Raw genomic sequence first — 17,216 nt, 5'->3', positions numbered from 1 at the left:
GCACCGTGGCTGTATAGACAGGGTGGCGTGACGGAAGCGTGGCAAGTGTCGTGCCTGGGGAGCAAACCAGCCAGCGGGCGCCGCTCAGCGATCGAAGAACGCCGCCACGGTCGGATACCGCAGCCTGAGCCGCAGCTCGCGCTTCAGCCGGCGGTTGTCCAGCCGGCGGGATTCGCTCATGAAGCTCAGCAGCGTGGGATCGATGGTCTCGCGGGCCTGCTGCCGGCTGATGCGGGGCGGGCGGGGCAGCCCCTTGCGGTCGGCCACGAGGTCGAAATAGTCGGCCATGCGCAGTTCGGTGTCGTCGCTGGCGTGGACCACGCGCTGGGGCCGGCCGCGCCAGAGCGCGGCGATCATCGCGCGCGCCAGGTCGTCGGCGTGGATGTGGCTGGTGTAGACGTCGTCCTGCGGCGCCAGCGCCGGGGTGCGCTTGTGCAGCCGCGCCACGGGCAGGCGGTCGTCGGCATAGATACCGGGGATGCGGACGATGCTGGCGCGCCAGCCGGCATCGCGGCCGAACGCGCGCACCGCCGACTCCGCCGCCACGCGCCGGCGCGCGCGGGCGGTCTGCGGGCGTACCGTGTGGAATTCCTGCACGCGGGCACCGCCGCGGTCGCCGTAGACGCCGGTCGTGCTGGCGTAGACGAAGGCCCCGTTGGCCCGGTGGCGCGCGGACGCCTCGAACGCGCGGTGCCAGCCCCGCTCGGGTAGAATGGCGGCCTCGCCGGGACCGGGGCCGAAGCGCGCAGTGCGCGCCCGGCGCCACGCGGTGCGCCGCAGGGCGGCCAGCAAGGCCCGTGTGCGCGGATCGCCCTCGCCCAGGCCGGGCGGCGGCGCCAGGTTGATGACCCGGTCCGCCAGGCGCGACAGCCGCGCCAGCGTGGCGGGACGATCCAGGTCGGCCACCAGCGGCACCGCGCCGGCCTCGCGCAGCTCGGCCCGCCGGGCCGGTTGCGACGTGACGGCGAACACACGCATGCGCGTGGCCAGCTCCCGCAGGATGCGGGTGCCCACGTCGCCGCAGCCCACGATCAGCAGGCGCGGCCGGCCCAGCCGACGACGCCGGACGCCCCGAGGGGAAGACAACGCCGCTTGCGGCGACAGAATTTGGTTCATAGACCCGATTATGGCTTATCAAGTTACCGTCATGCCGAGTGGCCACAAGTTCGAAGTGGCCGCCGACGAAACCATCCTGGGCGCCGCGCTGCGCCATAGCATCGGCCTGCCCTACGGCTGCAAGAACGGCGCCTGCGGGTCCTGCAAGGGCCGTGTCGTCGAAGGCACGATCCAGCAGGGCGACCACGCTGCCTCGGCACTGACGGCGCAGGAAAAGACCGAGGGCCGCGCGCTGTTCTGCTGCGCCAACGCCACGTCCGACATCACGATCGAATGCCGCGAGGTGCATGGCGCCGGCGACATCCCCATCAAGAAGATCCCGTGCCGCGTCAGTACCATGGAACGGCTGGCCGATGACGTGATCGCGATCAAGCTCCAGTTGCCCGCCACCGAGCGCATGCAGTTCCTGGCCGGCCAGTACGTGGAATTCCTGCTGCGCGACGGCAAGCGCCGCAGCTACTCGATCGCCACGCCGCCGCACGAGGAAGGCCCGATCGAACTGCACATCCGCCACATGCCCGGCGGCGCGTTCACCGACTACGTGTTCGGCGCCAAGGAAGGCATGCCGGCGATGAAGGAGCGCGACATCCTTCGCTTCGAAGGCCCGCTGGGCAGCTTCTTCCTGCGCGAGGAATCGGACAGCCCGATCATCCTGCTGGCGTCGGGCACCGGCTTCGCGCCGATCAAGGCCATCGTCGAGCACGCCGCCTACACCGGCATCACGCGCCCGATGACGCTGTACTGGGGCGGCCGCCGCCCGCAGGACCTGTACATGCACGCGCTGTGCGAGCAGTGGGCGCGCGACCTGCCGAACTTCCGCTACGTGCCCGTGGTGTCCGACGCCCGGCCGGAAGACAACTGGACCGGCCGCACGGGCTTTGTCCACCAGGCCGTGATCGCCGACCATCCGGACCTGTCCGGCCACGAGGTCTACGCCTGCGGCGCCCCGGTCATGGTCAACGCCGCGCGGACCGATTTCACGGCCCAGTGCCGGCTGCACGAGGACGCGTTCTTTGCCGATTCGTTCACGTCCGAGGCCGACCTGCACCCGGCCGGGGCCGCCTGACGCGCGGGCCAAGCCGTTCCGCCGACACAACAATGCCACCCGGGTCTGCCAAATTTCGCTTTGACACCCGGACGCATGCGTCTTATATTGGCCGCCATGAACACCGCCATCCTCCGACGCCGCGCTCGTACGTTGCTCCCCTCCGGGGTGCCGCGCGGCTGACCGTCGACAGCGTCTGTTCAGGTCAACAAGCCACGGGCATCCCCCGTGGCTTTTTGCTTTTGTCCGTCCATCGTTTCATGCCGACCCCAGGAGTCCGCCATGGCATTTGCCGAGTATCCCGTCCAATCGCTGATGTACATCACCAACCGCCCCGAACTGGTCTTCACGGAAGGCAAGGGATCGTGGCTGACGGACCATAACGGCAAGCGATACCTGGACTTCGTGCAAGGCTGGGCCGTCAACGCGCTGGGCCACTCGAACGAAGGCATGATCCAGGCGCTGGAGCAGCAGGCGCGCAAGCTGCTGAACCCCAGCCCGGCGTTCTACAACGAGCCGATGCTGAAGCTGGCCCGCCAGCTGACCGACAACAGCTGCTTCGACAAGGTCTTCTTTGCCAACAGCGGCGCCGAGGCCAACGAGGGCGCGATCAAGCTGGCGCGCAAATGGGGCCGCAAGCACAAGAACGGCGCGTTCGAGATCATCACGATGGACCACAGTTTCCACGGCCGCACGCTGGCGACGATGAGCGCGTCGGGCAAGGCCGGCTGGGACACCATCTTCGCGCCGCAGGTGCCGGGCTTTCCGAAGGCCGAGCTGAACAACCTGGCATCGGTGGAAAAGCTGATCACCGACAAGACCGTCGGCATCATGCTGGAGCCGGTGCAGGGCGAAGGCGGCGTGATCCCGGCCAGCCGCGAGTTCATGCAGGGCCTGCGCGCGCTGGCCGACAAGCACAAGCTGCTGTTCATCGTCGATGAAGTGCAGACCGGCTGTGGCCGCTGCGGTACGCTGTTCGCGTACGAGCTGTCGGGCGTGGAGCCGGACATCATGACGCTGGGCAAGGGCATTGGCGGTGGCGTGCCGCTGTCGGCCCTGCTCTGCAAGGCCGACGTGGCCAGCTTCGAGGCCGGCGACCAGGGCGGCACCTACAACGGCAACCCGCTGATGACGGCCGTCGGAAGCTCGGTGATCGCCCAGTTGACCGCGCCGGGCTTCCTGGACGACGTAAAGGCCAAGGGCGCCTACCTGCGCGAGCAGCTGCTGGCGCTGTCGGCCGAGTTCGGCCTGGGCGGCGAGCGCGGCGAGGGCCTGCTGCGCGCGCTGGTGCTGGGCAAGGACATCGGCCCGCAGATCGTGGAAGAAGCCCGCGAGATGAACCCGACCGGCCTGCTGCTGAACGCCCCGCGCCCGAACCTGCTGCGCTTCATGCCGGCCCTGAACGTGACGCGCGAGGAAATCGACCAGATGATCGGCATGCTGCGCGAGCTGCTGAAGAAGCTGGGCTGAGCCTGAGCCTCGGCCGGAGTGGTCCGGCAATGAGAAACGCCTCGCGGTTGCGAGGCGTTTTTTTTGGTCCTTGCCGACGGCCCTTGCAGCTTGTGCTGCCAGCCCTCTCCCCCGGCCCCTCTCTCGCATTCGGGAGAGGGGAGCAGACCCACCGACGGCTGGCCCGCTTATTCCCCCAGGTACGCGGCGCGCACCTTCGGGTCGTCCAGCATCTGCTTGGCGTCGCCGCTCATCGTGATCAGGCCGGACTCCATCACGTAGCCGCGGTGGGCGGCCTGCAGCGCCAGGCGTGCGTTCTGCTCCACCAGCAGCACGGTCACACCCTGGGCCGACACGGTGCGCACCACCTCGAAGATCTTCTCGACCATGATCGGCGAGAGGCCCATCGACGGCTCGTCCAGCAGCAGCAGCTTGGGCTGGCTCATCAGCGCGCGCGCCATGGCCAGCATCTGCTGCTCGCCGCCGGACATCGTGCCGGCAAGCTGGTTGGCGCGTTCCTTCAGGCGCGGGAAAGTCTCGAACATGCGGTCGATGTCGGCCTTGATGCCGGCCTCGTCGTTGCGCGTGTACGCCCCCATCTGCAGGTTCTCGGTGATCGTCATGCGCGCGAACACGCCGCGGCCTTCCGGCACCATCGCCAGGCCCTGCTTGAGCAGCGTGTAGCTGGGCACGCCCTTGATGGACTTGCCCATGTACTCCACGTCGCCGCCGGCCCAGCCCTGCAGGCCGGTGATGGCCTTCATCGTGGTGGTCTTGCCGGCGCCGTTGGCGCCGATCAGCGTCACCAGTTCGCCGTCCTGGATCTCCACGTCCACGCCCTTGACGGCCTGGATGCCGCCGTAGGCCACCTTCAGGCCGGAAATCTTGAGAATCGTCTGTGTCATGTTGCGTCTCTCCCGCCTTAGTGCGCCGACGCGCCGAGGTAGGCCTCGATCACGGCAGGATTGTTCTGGACTTCGTGCGGCAGGCCCTGGGCGATGACCTTGCCGTAGTCCAGCACGGTCAGCCGGTTGCACAGGCCCATCACGAGCTTCACGTCGTGCTCGATCAGCAGGATGGTCCTGCCATCGTTGCGGATCTTCTCCAGCAGGCCGCGCAGTTCCACCTTCTCGGTCGCATTCATGCCGGCGGCCGGTTCGTCCAGCGCCAGCAGCTTGGGCTCGGTGGCCAGCGCGCGGGCGATTTCCAGGCGGCGCTGGTGGCCGTACGACAGGTTGCGCGACGTGAAATTGGCGTACTTGCCAATGCCCACGTAGTCCAGCAGGTCGTGGGCCATGTCCTCGATGCCCTCTTCCTCGCGGCGCACCGCGGGCGGGCGGAACACGGCGCCGAAGATGCCGGCCTTGGTCCGCACGTGGCGGCCCACCATCACGTTTTCCAGCGCGGTCATGTCGCCGAACAGCCGGATGTTCTGGAACGTGCGCGCAATGCCGGTGCGGGCCACCTCGTGGACGGCCGTGGGCTGGTACGGCGCGCCGTTCAGCACGAACTCGCCCGAATCGGGCGTGTACAGGCCGGTGATCACGTTGAAGAACGTGGTCTTGCCCGCGCCGTTGGGGCCGATCAGGCCGTAGATTTCACCGGGCTTGATCTGCAGGCCCACATCGGACAGCGCCTGCAGGCCGCCGAAACGCTTGTTGACCCCCTGTACGGACAGGAGGAATTCGGATTGGCTCATGTTGTCCTCCTGTTCAGAAACGGCCCACGCTGCCCGCGCGGCGCACCACCGGGCGGTCTTCCTTGCGCGGGGACGGCCAGATGCCGGCCGGGCGATACAGCATCACCACCACCAGCGCCAGGCCGAACAGAAGCTGGCGCAGCACCTCGGCATCGACGATCACGTGGCCGAACAGGCCGGTCTGCATCGGTTCCGCCACGACGCGCAGCAGTTCCTGGAAACCCACCAGCAGGATGCCGCCCAGGATCACGCCCGGGATATGGCCCATGCCGCCCAGCACCACGATGGCCAGGATGTAGATCGATTCCCACAGCGTGAACGATTCCGGCGACACGAAGCCCTGGAACGCGCCGAACACCGCGCCCGAGGCGCCGCCGAACGACGCACCCATGGCAAACGCCAGCAGCTTCATGTTGCGGGTGTTGATGCCCATGGCCTTGGCGGCGATCTCATCTTCACGGATGGCCACCCACGCGCGGCCGATCCGCGAGTTCTGCAGGCGCAGGCAGATGAACACGATCACGATGACCAGGAACACCAGCAGGTAGTAGTACATGAACACCGGCGTGAACTTCATCCCGAAGATCTCGTGCGATTTCGAGAAGTCGAAGCCGAAGATGTGCACCGGGTCTACCGCCGTGATGCCCTTGGGGCCGTTGGTGATGTTGACCGGACGGTCCAGGTTGTTCATGAAGATGCGGATGATCTCGCCAAAGCCCAGCGTCACGATGGCCAGGTAGTCGCCGCGCAGCTTCAGCGTCGGCGCGCCCAGCAGCACGCCGAACGTGGCCGCGATCAGCACCGCGATGGGCAGCACCAGCCACATCGTGAGGTGGACGCCGTTGGGCGCCAGTTGCTGGATCCACTCGAACTGGTTGGCCAGGTGCGGCGACCCGAGCAGCGCCATGCTGTAGGCCCCCACCGCGTAGAACGCGATGTAGCCCAGGTCAAGCAGGCCGGCAAAGCCGACCACGATGTTCAGGCCCAGCGCCAGCATGATGTAGAGCAGCGCGAAATCCAGCACGCGCACCCAGTAGTTGCCGCCAAAGGACTGGACGAAGAACGGCGCGCAGAGCGCCACCGCCAGGAACACCAGCAGCGCGGCCAGCGTCTTGGCCGGCACGCGCGACGGCGCGGCCACGGCCGTGGATGGAATCGGGGTATTCATGGATTCTCTCTCCTCAGGCGCGGTCTGCCACACGTTCGCCCATGATGCCGGACGGACGGAACACGAGCACGGTGATCAGCACGATGAAAGCAAAGACGTCCTGGTAGTTCGAACCGAACACGCCATTGGTCAGGTCGCCGATGTAGCCGGCGCCCAGTGCCTCGATCAGGCCCAGCAGCATGCCGCCCACCATGGCGCCAGCCAGGTTGCCGATGCCGCCCAGCACCGCGGCGGTGAACGCCTTCAGGCCCGGGATGAAGCCCATGTAGAAGTGGGCGTTGCCGTAGTTGGTCGCCATCATCACGCCAGCCAGCGCCGCCAGCGTGGCGCCGATCATGAACGTGGCGGAGATCACGAAGTTGGGGTTCACGCCCATCAGGCCCGCCACCTTCTGGTTCTCGGCGGTGGCGCGCATGGCGCGGCCGAGCTTGGTGCGGTTCACCAGGGCCAGCAGGCCGGCCATGACCATCACGGCCAGGCCGATGATGACCATTTCCTTGCCGGTGATGGTGGCGCCGGTGGAGCCGATGTCGATCGGTTCCGACGGCAGCAGCTGCGGGAACGTCAGCGGGTTGCGCGACCAGATCAGCATCCCCATGGTCTGGAGGATGATCGAGACCCCGATCGCGGTGATCAGCGGGGCCAGGCGCGGCGCATTGCGCAACGGCCGGTAGGCGACCCGCTCGATCGTGTAGGCAAGCACTGCACAGACGGGCATGGCGATCAGCGTGGCGATCACCAGCGTCAGCCATTCGGGCAGGCCGGGGGCGAATTTCTGCAGCCCCATGATTGCCGACAAAGCGGTCAGCGCGCCAATCATCAGGACGTCGCCGTGAGCGAAGTTGATGATGCCCAGAATGCCGTAGACCATGGTGTAGCCCAGTGCGATCAGCGCGTAGATGCTGCCGAGCACCAGACCGTTCACGATCTGCTGGATAAAGATATCCATGAAAACTCCTGCTTCAGCCCCGCTCCGGCCGGCATGGTGTGGATGCCTTGGGAAGGGACGGTAATGTTGGATAGATCGGGTAGGTTGGTAGTGAGTTTGCTGGTGTGCTGCCCGCCCTGTTCCATCCATGGTAAGGATGCTGATAACACGTTGGCGAGACTAAAAAGAACGGCACCGCAAGGTACTCACGGTGCCGTTCGATGGGGCCGGTAAGCCCGATTACATCTTCACGACGTCGAGGACGGACTTCTTCTTGTCCTTGTACTCGTACAGCGTGATGGTGCCTTCCTTCATGTCGCCCTTCTCGTCGAAGGCGATGTTGCCGATCACGCCCTTGTAGTTCGTCTTGGGCATTTCGGCCAGGATGGCTGCCGGTTCGGCGGAGTTGGCGCGCTTCATCGCATCCACGATCACCATGACGGCGTCATAGGTGAACGGTGCGTAGATCTGCACCGGCGAGTTGAAACGGGCCTGGTAGCGCTTCTCGAAGTCGGCGCCGGTTTCCATCTTGGACAGGGCCAGGCCGGCTTCCGAGCAGATGATGTTGGTCACGGCGTCGCCGGCCAGTTCAGCCACCTTGTCGGTACAGACGCCGTCACCGCCGACGATCTTCGACGAGATGCCCAGTTCCTTGGCCTGCTTGGCGAACGGACCGCCGGTGGCGTCCATGCCGCCGTACATGATCACGTCCGGCTTCTTGCCCTTGATCTTGGTCAGGATGGCCTTGAAGTCGGTGGCCTTGTCGTTCGTGGCTTCACGTGCCACGACGTTCACGCCGGCGGCCTTCGCGGTCTTCTCGAACTCGTCGGCCAGGCCCTTGCCGTAGGCGGTGGCATCGTCGACGATGGCCACGCTCTTGGCCTGCAGGCTCTTGGCAGCGTAGTTGGCCAGTGCCGGGCCCTGCTGGGCGTCGGTGGCAACCACGCGGTAGGTCGTCTTGAAGCCTTGCTTGGTGTAGTCGGGGTTGGTCGACGACGGCGAGATCTGGACGATGCCGGCATCGCTGTAGATCTTCGAGGCCGGGATCGACACGCCCGAGTTCAGGTGGCCCACCACGGCCACGACCTTGGCATCCACCAGCTTCTGCGCCACGGCGGTGCCGGTCTTCGGGTCGGCGGCGTCGTCTTCGCCAACCAGTTCCAGCTTGATCTTCTTGCCGCCGATCTCCAGACCGGTCTTGTTCACTTCCTCGACGGCCAGGCGCGCGCCGTTCTCGTTGTCCTTGCCAAGGTGGGCAATGCCGCCCGTCAGCGGCGCAGCGTGGCCGATCTTGACGACGGTTTCACCACCAGCGGCAGCGGCGGGGGCCGCGGCGGCTGCCGGTGCGGATGCTGCCGCATCGGCCGGCTTTTCTTCCTTCTTGCCACATGCAGCGACCAGCGCCACAGCGGCCGCGATCGGCAGAATCTTGGCAAACGTGAATTGCATGAGTGATCTCCTAGGATTCACAAAAACAGGGAAATAACACGCCTCCCGGACGTATTCCCTGGACCGCCTTTGTTTAGTTTCAATTTGAAACGCGCGCATTGTATCCCCTTTCTTTGCGGATGCAATACGCGACGCAACAACCTGAACCATTTACCCGCCAATTGAGCTAGGGAATTTCCCCAATGCACAGATTGGGGCAATCTCCGCCCACTTGGCAGACCCGTCTCCTACGCTTTCAAGAATCATGCCTGCAGCGCCTGCGAAGCCGCTTGCGCGCTGAATCAAGCATTTCCGGCGCCACCTATAATGCCGTCCTATTAATTAGGTATTTCATTCCAAATACCGGGCGCGTTCTCTAATGTGCAGAATGTAGCGCCGCACCATAATAGGGAAAACCCCACTCCCCGGGATTACCCTGATATTGTCTGCGTGTCCGGACAGCCGGTCGGGGATAATCGTCGCAAATGCGCCGCGCACGCGGCAGGGCGCCCGCGCTGACGGGTGGCAAATGTATGCGCGGGCGGGTACGACCGGCCGCACCGCAGCGGTGCAACCGGCCCGGAAAAGCAAAACGCCGCTGGCGGTCAGGCCAGCGGCGTTCAGGGAAACAGCCAGGGCGGCGGGGCCGCCGGGGATCAGGACTGGACCGACACGCTGGCCAGGCCGCGCGGCAGCGGGAACGACATGTTCTCCTCGACGCCTTCCAGCGCGCGCACGCTCTTCACGCCGAACGTGCGCAGGCGCTCGACGATCGCCTGGGCCAGCGCCTCGGGCGCCGACGCGCCCGCGGTCAGGCCGATCCGGCGCTTGCCGGCCACCCACTCGGGCTTGAGCTGGTCGGGGTCGTCGACCATGTAGGCCGGCACGCCCAGGCGGTCCGCCAGCTCGCGCAGGCGGTTGGAGTTCGAGCTGTTCGGACTGCCCACCACGATGACCACTTCCACCTGCGGCACCATGAACTTCACGGCGTCCTGGCGGTTCTGCGTCGCGTAGCAGATGTCCTGCTTCTTCGGCTCGCGGATCAGCGGGAAGCGCGTCTTGAGCGCGGCCACGATCTCGGCGGTCTCGTCCACCGACAGCGTGGTCTGCGTGACGTAGGCAAGCTGGGCCGGGTCCTTGACCTCCAGCCGCTTCACGTCGTCGACCGATTCCACCAGCAGCATGCCGTGCTCGGACTGGCCCATCGTGCCTTCCACCTCGGGGTGCCCCTTGTGGCCGATCATGATGATCTCGCAGCCTTCGGCGCGCATCTTGCCCACTTCCACGTGGACCTTGGTCACCAGCGGGCAGGTGGCGTCGAACACGGTCAGGCCGCGCCGCGTGGCGTCCGCGCGCACTTCCTTCGACACGCCGTGCGCGCTGAAGATGACCGTGGAGCCGGCCGGCACTTCATCGAGTTCGTCGATGAAGATCGCACCCTTCTTGCGCAGGTCGGCCACCACATAGGCGTTGTGCACGATTTCATGGCGCACGTAGATCGGCGCGCCGAACAGCGACAGCGCGCGCTCGACGATTTCGATGGCACGGTCCACGCCGGCGCAGAAGCCGCGCGGCTGCGCCATCAGGATTTCCGCGTCGGCGGCGGTAGTAGGGTCGGGGGCCACGACAGACATCAGAGAATTCCGATCAGCTGGACGTCGAACAGGATTGTCTGTCCGGCCAGCGGGTGGTTGAAATCGAAGAGCGCCGCGGTGTCGCCGTATTCCTTCAGCACACCGGCGTACTTGCCGCCGCCGGGCGCGTTGAACTCGACGAGATCGCCCGGCGTGTATTCCTCCTCGAACGAGCTGTTCTCGCGCAGCGTGGCCAGCGAGACCCACTGCAGCAGTTCGGGATTGCGCGGGCCGAACGCATGGTCCGGGTCCAGCCGGTACGTCATGCGCTGGCCTTCGGGCATGCCCAGCAGCGCCTGCTCCAGCGTGGGCGCCAGCTGGCCCTGGCCCAGCAGCAGCGTGGCCGGCTTTTCCTCGAACGTGCTCACCACTTCGGTGCCGTTCTCGAGGGCGATACTGTAGTGCAGCGTCAGGAAGGAATCGGCCTGGACGGTCTTGCGCGCGGACGCGTCCGCGGCGCCGGCCTGCGCCGGAGTAGTTTGCAAAGTCATGGGAGTCAACCGGTCAACAGCCGCCATTGTAAGCGACTGCACCGTCCGCCGCCCGGGACGCCCCCATCGCTTTCGGGAAATATCGACCCCGGCCGGCCGCGCGGCGCTGGACTTCCGCCGGCCGCCCGATTACAGTGGCGGCCGCACCGCGCCCCGCCGCGGTGCCCTGGAACAAGACCCGCCGATCGGCGTCGCCGTACGTGACGCAAGCGGCACGGCACAACGGCCCGCTTCCGAAACTCTCGGAAGGCATTGATTCGCCGCTCGTTTCCGGTCTATAATGTTCGTTTCGCTGAAGTACCAATCCGCTGCAGTCCGGGCCCGCGCGCCTTTTGTTGATCTGTTGCGAACATTGTCCACGAATAAGATTTAGGAGTGCTTCATGGCACGCGTCTGTCAAGTGACCGGGAAAGCGCCGATGGTCGGCAACAACGTTTCCCACGCAAACAACAAGACCAAGCGCCGTTTTCTGCCCAACCTGCAGAACCGCCGCTTCTTCGTTGAATCGGAAAACCGCTGGGTGAGCCTGCGCGTCTCGAACGCCGGTCTGCGCCTGATCGACAAGAAAGGCATCGACGCCGTGCTCGCAGACCTGCGCGCACGCGGCGAAGTCTAATTAGGAGTACACCATGGCCAGCAAAGGCGGACGCGACAAGATCAAGCTGGAATCGACCGCAGGTACCGGTCATTTCTACACGACCACCAAGAACAAGCGCACCATGCCGGAAAAGATGGAGATCTCGAAGTTCGATCCCATCGCCCGCAAGCACGTGCCTTACAAGGAAACCAAGATCAAGTAATTGATCGATGGTCTTCAGCCAAAAGCCTCGCATTCGCGGGGCTTTTTGCATTGGGGCCCCACCGTGTCGCCGGGCGCCCTTCCATCGGCCGCCAACCCTTGTCAGACAAGGGAAAGATGTCAGTTTTGTGGCAAGCCGGTGTAGACTTCCCCGCTTCCCCCATCACGCTTTCGCCCCCAAAGCGATCCCCCTGCACCATGAACTTCGATGTCGCGATCGTCGGCAGCGGTCTGGCCGGCCTTACCGTCGCGTTGCAGTTGGCCGACACCCACCGGGTGGTCATCCTCAGCAAGCGCGCCATGACGACGGGCGCCAGCGACTGGGCCCAGGGGGGTATCGCGGCAGTGCTGGATTCGGGCGACAGCCACGACGAGCATACGCAGGACACGCTGGTGGCCGGTGCCGGGCTCTGCGACGAGGAGGCCACGCGCTACATCGTCGAGCACGGCCGGGAGGCGATCCAGTGGCTGATTGACCGCGGCGTGCCGTTCACCCGTGACGACCAGGCCGAACTGGGCTTTCACCTGACGCGCGAAGGCGGCCACAGCCGCCGGCGGATCATCCACGCCGCAGACGCCACCGGCCACGCCGTGGTCACCACGCTGGCCGAGCAGGCGCGCCGGCATCCCAACATCACGATCCTGGAAGACCAGTTCGCCATCGACCTGATCACGTCGGCCAAGCTGGGCCTGCCCGGCAACCGCTGCTACGGGCTCTACGTGCTGGACGTGGCCACCGACACGGTGCGGACCATCACGGCCACCCAGACCGTGCTGGCGGCCGGCGGCGCCGGCAAGGTCTATCTCTACACGACCAACCCGGACACGGCCACCGGCGACGGCATCGCCATGGCATGGCGCGCGGGCTGCCGCGTGGCCAACATGGAATTCATCCAGTTCCATCCGACCTGCCTCTACCACCCCTACGCCAAGTCGTTCCTGATTTCGGAAGCCGTGCGTGGCGAAGGTGGCCTGCTAAAGCTGCCCGACGGCACGCGCTTCATGCCCGATCACGACGACCGCGCCGAACTGGCGCCGCGTGACGTGGTGGCGCGGGCCATCGACTTCGAGATGAAGAAGCGCGGCCTGGACTGCGTCTACCTGGACATCACGCACCAGCCCGAGGCATTCCTGAAGGAACATTTCCCAACGATCCACGCGCGCTGCCTGGAGCTTGGCATCGACATCGCGCGCGAGCCGATCCCGGTGGTGCCGGCGGCCCACTACACCTGCGGTGGCGTGGTCACCGACACGGCCGGACGCACTGACGTGGCCGGTCTCTACGCGGTGGGCGAGACCGGCTGCACGGGGCTGCACGGCGCCAACCGGCTGGCGTCGAATTCGCTGCTGGAATGCATGGTGATCGGCCGGGCGGCCGCCGACGACATCGCCGCGCAAGGCAAGGCCGGCGCGCCCGACGTCCAGCTACCCGCCTGGGACGAGAGCCGCGTGTCGGACGCCGACGAGGAAGTCGTCGTCTCGCACAACTGGGACGAACTGCGGCGGATGATGTGGAACTACGTCGGCATCGTGCGCACCGACAAGCGGCTGGAACGCGCGCAGCACCGCATCGGCCTGCTGCGCGAGGAAATCGCCGAGTACTACGCCAACTTCCGCGTCACGCGCGACCTGCTGGAACTGCGCAACCTCGTGGAAGTGGCCGCGATGATCGTCGATGGCGCCTACTCGCGCCACGAAAGCCGCGGCCTGCACTACAGCCGCGACTACCCCGACACGCTGCCCAAGGCGCTGCCGACCGTGCTGCAACCGATGACGGTACGGGCGGCACGGCGGCGGGGGTGAGGGCCGGCGGTTCAAGGCCAGACAAGTCTCACTTTGAACCTCAACGCCCTCTCCCCCACCCCCCCTCCCCCAACCCATCTCCCAGCGGGAGAGGGGAGCAAAACCACCCCTACCCCGCCACCCGCAGCGAGTAATCGGTCGCACGCACGTCCTTCGTCAGCGCGCCCACCGAGATGCGGTCGACGCCGGTTTCGGCGAACTGGCGGATGGTCTCGTAGTTGACGCCGCCCGACACCTCAAGCAGCGCCCGGCCCTGGTTGATCGCCACGGCCTCGCGCATCATGTCGAGCGTGAAATTGTCGATCAGGACGGACTTCGCACCGGCTGTCAGCGCTTCTTCCAGCTCGGCGATCGACTCGACCTCGACCTGGATCGACGCCCGCGTGCCCAGCGCCAGCGCCGCCTGCACGGCGGCCGTGATGCTGCCCGCGGCGGCGATGTGGTTTTCCTTGATCAGGATGCCGTCGTAGAGCGCCAGCCGCTGGTTCTCGCCGCCGCCTACCTTGACCGCGTACTTCTGCGCGAGCCGCAGGCCCGGCAGCGTCTTGCGGGTGTCCAGCACGCGCGCCCGCGTGTCGGCGATCAGGTCCGCATAGCGGCGGGTGGCCGTGGCCACGCCCGACAGCAGTTGCAGGAAATTCAGCGACGGCCGCTCGGCGGTCAGCAGCGCGCGCGCGGGGCCGGTGATCTCGCATACCAGGTCGTCGGGCGCCATCCGCGCGCCTTCTTCCCGATGCCACGTCACGCGCAGCCGCTCGTCCACGGCCTTCATGCACGCTTCGAACCACGGACGGCCGCACAGCACGGCCCCCTCGCGCACGATCACGCGCGCCTGCACCGGCTTGTCGGCCGGCACCAGCAGGCCGGTCAGGTCGCCCGTGCCCACGTCCTCGGCAATCGCGGCGCGCACATTGGCTTCCAGCGCGGCGGCCAGTGCCGGGCCGTAGCTGTCGAACAACGGATTCACGCTCATGCCGGGCCGACTCCCTGGAACAGCGCGCCCTCGCGGGCGAGGTCGGCGGCGGGCCGCACGTTGGCCTTCTGCGCGGCGGCAAAGTCGAGCATGCGGTCGATGCAGGTCACGGCGCGGCGGCCGATGGCCGGATCCACGTGGATCTCGTTGCGGCCCGTCTCCAGCACCTCGGCCAGGTTGGTCAGCGCGTTCATCGCCATCCACGGGCAATGCGCGCAACTCTTGCACGTGGCGCTGTTGCCGGCCGTGGGGGCTTCGATGAACAGCTTGCCCGGCGCGGCCATGCGCATCTTGTGCAGGATGCCGTTGTCGGTCGCGACGATGAACTCCCTGGCGTCGAGCTGCTGGGCGGCCGCGATCAGCTGGCTGGTCGAGCCGACCACGTCGGCCTGGGCCACCACGTTCGCCGGCGACTCGGGATGCACCAGAATCCTGGCGTTCGGGTGCTCGCGGCGCAGCAGGTCCAGCTCGACACCCTTGAACTCGTCGTGGACCAGGCACGAGCCCTGCCACAGCAGCATGTCGGCGCCGGTCTGCTTCTGGATGTAGCTGCCCAGGTGCTTGTCCGGGGCCCACAGGATCTTCTCGCCGCGCGCGTGCAGGTGCTCGACGATCTTCAGCCCGATGCTTGACGTCACCATCCAGTCAGCGCGCGCCTTCACGGCGGCGCTGGTGTTGGCGTAGACCACGACCGTGCGGTCCGGATGCGCGTCGCAGAACGCGGCGAATTCGTCGGCCGGACAGCCCAGGTCGAGCGAGCAGGTCGCGTCGAGATCCGGCATCAGGATCGTCTTCTCGGGGCTCAGGATCTTGGCGGTCTCGCCCATGAAGCGCACGCCGGCCACCACCAGCGTCTGCGCGGCGTGGTCGCGGCCGAAGCGGGCCATCTCAAGGGAATCGGACACGCAGCCGCCGGTTTCCTCGGCCAGGTCCTGCAGGTCGGCGTCGACGTAATAGTGCGCCACCAGCACCGCGTTGCGCGCCTTGAGCAGGCGGCGGATGCGGTCCTTCAGGGCGCTGCGTTCGTCGGGGGTCAGCGCCGGCGGCACCTTGGCCCAGGCGTGGGCCACGCAACTGCCGCCAGCGGCGTTCTCGGCATCCGCGAGGTTCGGTTTCTCGAACTCGACGGTCTTGATCGTTTGTGGGGTCATGTAAGCAGTACTCCTCGTGGCGCCCGTGGGCCGTCGCGCTCGGCCGCGCGATCTATGCCGGAAACATGGGGGAGTGTAGCCAAAAGAAAAGCCCCGCCTGGGGCGGGGCTTTTAGCCATGACGGGCGCGTCGGCGATTGTATCAGGCGTACCGGCGCAGACGCAGCGAAAACTCCTGCAGCGCCTGGATGCCGCTGGCCTCGGCGCGGTGGCACCACGCCTGAAGCTGAGCCAGCAGTTGCTCGCGCGTCATGTTCGAGCGGCCCCAGATCACGGCCAGCTCGCGGCGCATTTCCACGTAGGTGTGCAGCATCTTGTTCTGCTCGGTGATGCTGGCCAGTTGCTGGCGCTGCGGCGCGGCCAGCTTCACTTCCTCGCGGTGGAACCACTTGCGCGCGGGCTTGTAGCTCTTGTACTCGGGCGAGTTGCCTTCCTTGTGCTTGCGCAGCTCGGCACGGTACGCGCTCTTCAGCGCCTTGGCGTAGCGGGCCATCACGTCGTAGCGGTTGGCGATGATCGCCTCCAGCGTGTTGTGGTCCACCGGACGCGCTTCCACCAGGCGAGCCTTGGGCGGGGTCTTCTTGACCTTGGCCAGGCCCACCGACTGCATCGCGCGGATGTACCACCAGCCCACGTCGATCTCGTACCACTTGATCGAGAACTTGGCCGACGTCGGGTACGTGTGGTGGTTGTTGTGCAGTTCCTCGCCGCCGATGATGAAGCCCCACGGCGACACGTTGGTCGAAGCATCCTCGCAATCGTAGTTGCGGTAGCCCCACCAGTGGCCCAGGCCATTGATGATGCCGGCCGCGTGGATCGGAATCCACAGCATCTGCACGGCCCACACGGTCATGCCGATCACGCCGAACAGCGCCAGGTCGATGATCAGCATCAGGCCCACGCCCTGCCAGCCAAAGCGCGAATACACGTTGCGCTCGATCCAGTCGTCAGGCGTGCCGTGGCCGAACTTGGCAATCGTTTCCTTGTTCTTGGCCTCGGTGCGGTACAGCTCGGCGCCTTCCAGCAGCACCTTGCGGATGCCGCGCGTCTGCGGGCTGTGGGGGTCGTCGGCCGTCTCGCACTTGGCGTGGTGCTTGCGGTGGATGGCGGTCCATTCCTTGGTCACCATGCCGGTGGTCAGCCAGAGCCAGAAGCGGAAGAAGTGCTGGGCGATGGGATGCAGGTCCAGCGACCGGTGCGCCATGCAGCGGTGCAGGAAGATGGTGACGCCCGCGATGGTGATGTGCGTCACCACGAGCGTGAAGATCACGATCTCCCACCAGGACCAGTTGGCAAGGCCGTTGGCGGCCCAGTCAAGAATAATGTCGAACAAACTATGTTCTCCGTCGTAAAACGAGTGTTTGCAGCGCGGCACCACCGTGCGGCGCACCTGTCGCGCAGAAAAAGGACTGCAAATTCAGCGATTGCGATAGCTTTCTGGCGCGGGCGCTGCCCTGAGGGGGCGCCAGGCCGAGGCACGAACCGCTGCAATCTGGCGGTTGTCTGGTGTGGGGCAGCGGGGATTCGGTCAAC

General features: G+C 66.3%; 16 protein-coding genes. 5 read left to right on the top strand and 11 right to left on the bottom strand.

Going from position 1 to position 17,216, the window contains the following annotated elements; genetic code table 11:
* Positions 1-84 precede the first annotated feature (84 nt).
* Complete coding sequence (locus EHF44_RS08735) at positions 85-1,116, bottom strand: NAD-dependent epimerase/dehydratase family protein (RefSeq protein ID WP_124683382.1); 1,032 nt, start codon at positions 1,114-1,116, stop codon at positions 85-87.
* 10 nt (positions 1,117-1,126) lie between these two features.
* Between EHF44_RS08735 and EHF44_RS08730 the strand changes: the two genes are divergently transcribed.
* Positions 1,127-2,182 carry a CDP-6-deoxy-delta-3,4-glucoseen reductase gene (locus EHF44_RS08730; protein WP_124683381.1) on the top strand — a complete coding sequence of 352 codons (1,056 nt, stop codon included), beginning with the start codon at positions 1,127-1,129 and terminating at the stop codon, positions 2,180-2,182.
* Positions 2,183-2,443: 261 nt separating this feature from the next.
* Positions 2,444-3,631 (top strand): acetylornithine transaminase, encoded by a 1,188-nt coding sequence (locus tag EHF44_RS08725; RefSeq protein WP_124683380.1) that lies wholly within the window; start codon positions 2,444-2,446, stop codon positions 3,629-3,631.
* A gap of 167 nt (positions 3,632-3,798) precedes the next feature.
* On the opposite strand, the gene EHF44_RS08720 is transcribed toward EHF44_RS08725, so the two are convergent.
* The 7 genes from EHF44_RS08720 to EHF44_RS08690 all read right to left on the bottom strand — a co-directional run bounded on the left by EHF44_RS08720 (position 3,799) and on the right by EHF44_RS08690 (position 10,958).
* Positions 3,799-4,515, bottom strand: a complete 717-nt coding sequence (locus EHF44_RS08720; RefSeq protein ID WP_124683379.1) for an ABC transporter ATP-binding protein — start codon at positions 4,513-4,515, stop codon at positions 3,799-3,801.
* Between the two features lie 17 nt (positions 4,516-4,532).
* Positions 4,533-5,309 (bottom strand): ABC transporter ATP-binding protein, encoded by a 777-nt coding sequence (locus tag EHF44_RS08715; RefSeq protein ID WP_124683378.1) that lies wholly within the window; start codon positions 5,307-5,309, stop codon positions 4,533-4,535.
* A gap of 13 nt (positions 5,310-5,322) precedes the next feature.
* Positions 5,323-6,477: an ABC transporter permease subunit gene (locus EHF44_RS08710; RefSeq protein ID WP_124683377.1), complete on the bottom strand. Its 1,155-nt coding sequence runs from the start codon at positions 6,475-6,477 to the stop codon at positions 5,323-5,325.
* Positions 6,478-6,490: 13 nt separating this feature from the next.
* Positions 6,491-7,426: a branched-chain amino acid ABC transporter permease gene (locus EHF44_RS08705; protein WP_124683376.1), complete on the bottom strand. Its 936-nt coding sequence runs from the start codon at positions 7,424-7,426 to the stop codon at positions 6,491-6,493.
* 219 nt (positions 7,427-7,645) lie between these two features.
* Positions 7,646-8,854: a branched-chain amino acid ABC transporter substrate-binding protein gene (locus EHF44_RS08700; RefSeq protein ID WP_124683375.1), complete on the bottom strand. Its 1,209-nt coding sequence runs from the start codon at positions 8,852-8,854 to the stop codon at positions 7,646-7,648.
* A gap of 635 nt (positions 8,855-9,489) precedes the next feature.
* Positions 9,490-10,467, bottom strand: a complete 978-nt coding sequence (ispH, locus tag EHF44_RS08695) for a 4-hydroxy-3-methylbut-2-enyl diphosphate reductase (protein ID WP_124683374.1) — start codon at positions 10,465-10,467, stop codon at positions 9,490-9,492.
* Positions 10,467-10,958 (bottom strand): FKBP-type peptidyl-prolyl cis-trans isomerase, encoded by a 492-nt coding sequence (locus EHF44_RS08690; protein ID WP_124683373.1) that lies wholly within the window; start codon positions 10,956-10,958, stop codon positions 10,467-10,469. Before EHF44_RS08690 ends, ispH begins: the two co-directional genes overlap by 1 nt.
* A 382-nt stretch (positions 10,959-11,340) precedes the next feature.
* Between EHF44_RS08690 and rpmB the strand changes: the two genes are divergently transcribed.
* From rpmB to nadB, 3 genes are all read left to right on the top strand, one after another.
* A complete protein-coding gene (gene rpmB / locus EHF44_RS08685) occupies positions 11,341-11,574 on the top strand; it encodes a 50S ribosomal protein L28 (RefSeq protein ID WP_008644908.1) in 234 nt (77 codons plus the stop codon).
* Between the two features lie 13 nt (positions 11,575-11,587).
* Positions 11,588-11,758 (top strand): 50S ribosomal protein L33, encoded by a 171-nt coding sequence (gene rpmG, locus EHF44_RS08680; RefSeq protein WP_029051226.1) that lies wholly within the window; start codon positions 11,588-11,590, stop codon positions 11,756-11,758.
* Positions 11,759-11,955: 197 nt separating this feature from the next.
* A complete protein-coding gene (gene nadB / locus EHF44_RS08675) occupies positions 11,956-13,560 on the top strand; it encodes an L-aspartate oxidase (RefSeq protein WP_124683372.1) in 1,605 nt (534 codons plus the stop codon).
* Between the two features lie 109 nt (positions 13,561-13,669).
* Here nadB and nadC read toward each other — a convergent pair whose 3' ends face one another.
* The 3 genes from nadC to EHF44_RS08660 all read right to left on the bottom strand — a co-directional run bounded on the left by nadC (position 13,670) and on the right by EHF44_RS08660 (position 17,016).
* On the bottom strand, positions 13,670-14,533 hold the full coding sequence (gene nadC, locus EHF44_RS08670; protein WP_124683371.1) for a carboxylating nicotinate-nucleotide diphosphorylase: 864 nt from the start codon (positions 14,531-14,533) through the stop codon (positions 13,670-13,672).
* Positions 14,530-15,684 (bottom strand): quinolinate synthase NadA, encoded by a 1,155-nt coding sequence (nadA, locus tag EHF44_RS08665; RefSeq protein ID WP_124683370.1) that lies wholly within the window; start codon positions 15,682-15,684, stop codon positions 14,530-14,532. The genes nadC and nadA overlap by 4 nt, the downstream gene beginning before the upstream one ends.
* 141 nt (positions 15,685-15,825) lie before the next feature.
* Positions 15,826-17,016: a DesA family fatty acid desaturase gene (locus EHF44_RS08660; protein WP_124683369.1), complete on the bottom strand. Its 1,191-nt coding sequence runs from the start codon at positions 17,014-17,016 to the stop codon at positions 15,826-15,828.
* Positions 17,017-17,216 lie beyond the last annotated feature (200 nt).

This window comes from Cupriavidus pauculus (assembly GCF_003854935.1).
GTDB classification, from domain to species: Bacteria; Pseudomonadota; Gammaproteobacteria; order Burkholderiales; family Burkholderiaceae; genus Cupriavidus; species Cupriavidus pauculus_C.
The sequence above is the reverse complement of the archived record's forward strand: the minus strand, read 5'-3'. Positions and strand labels throughout refer to the sequence as shown.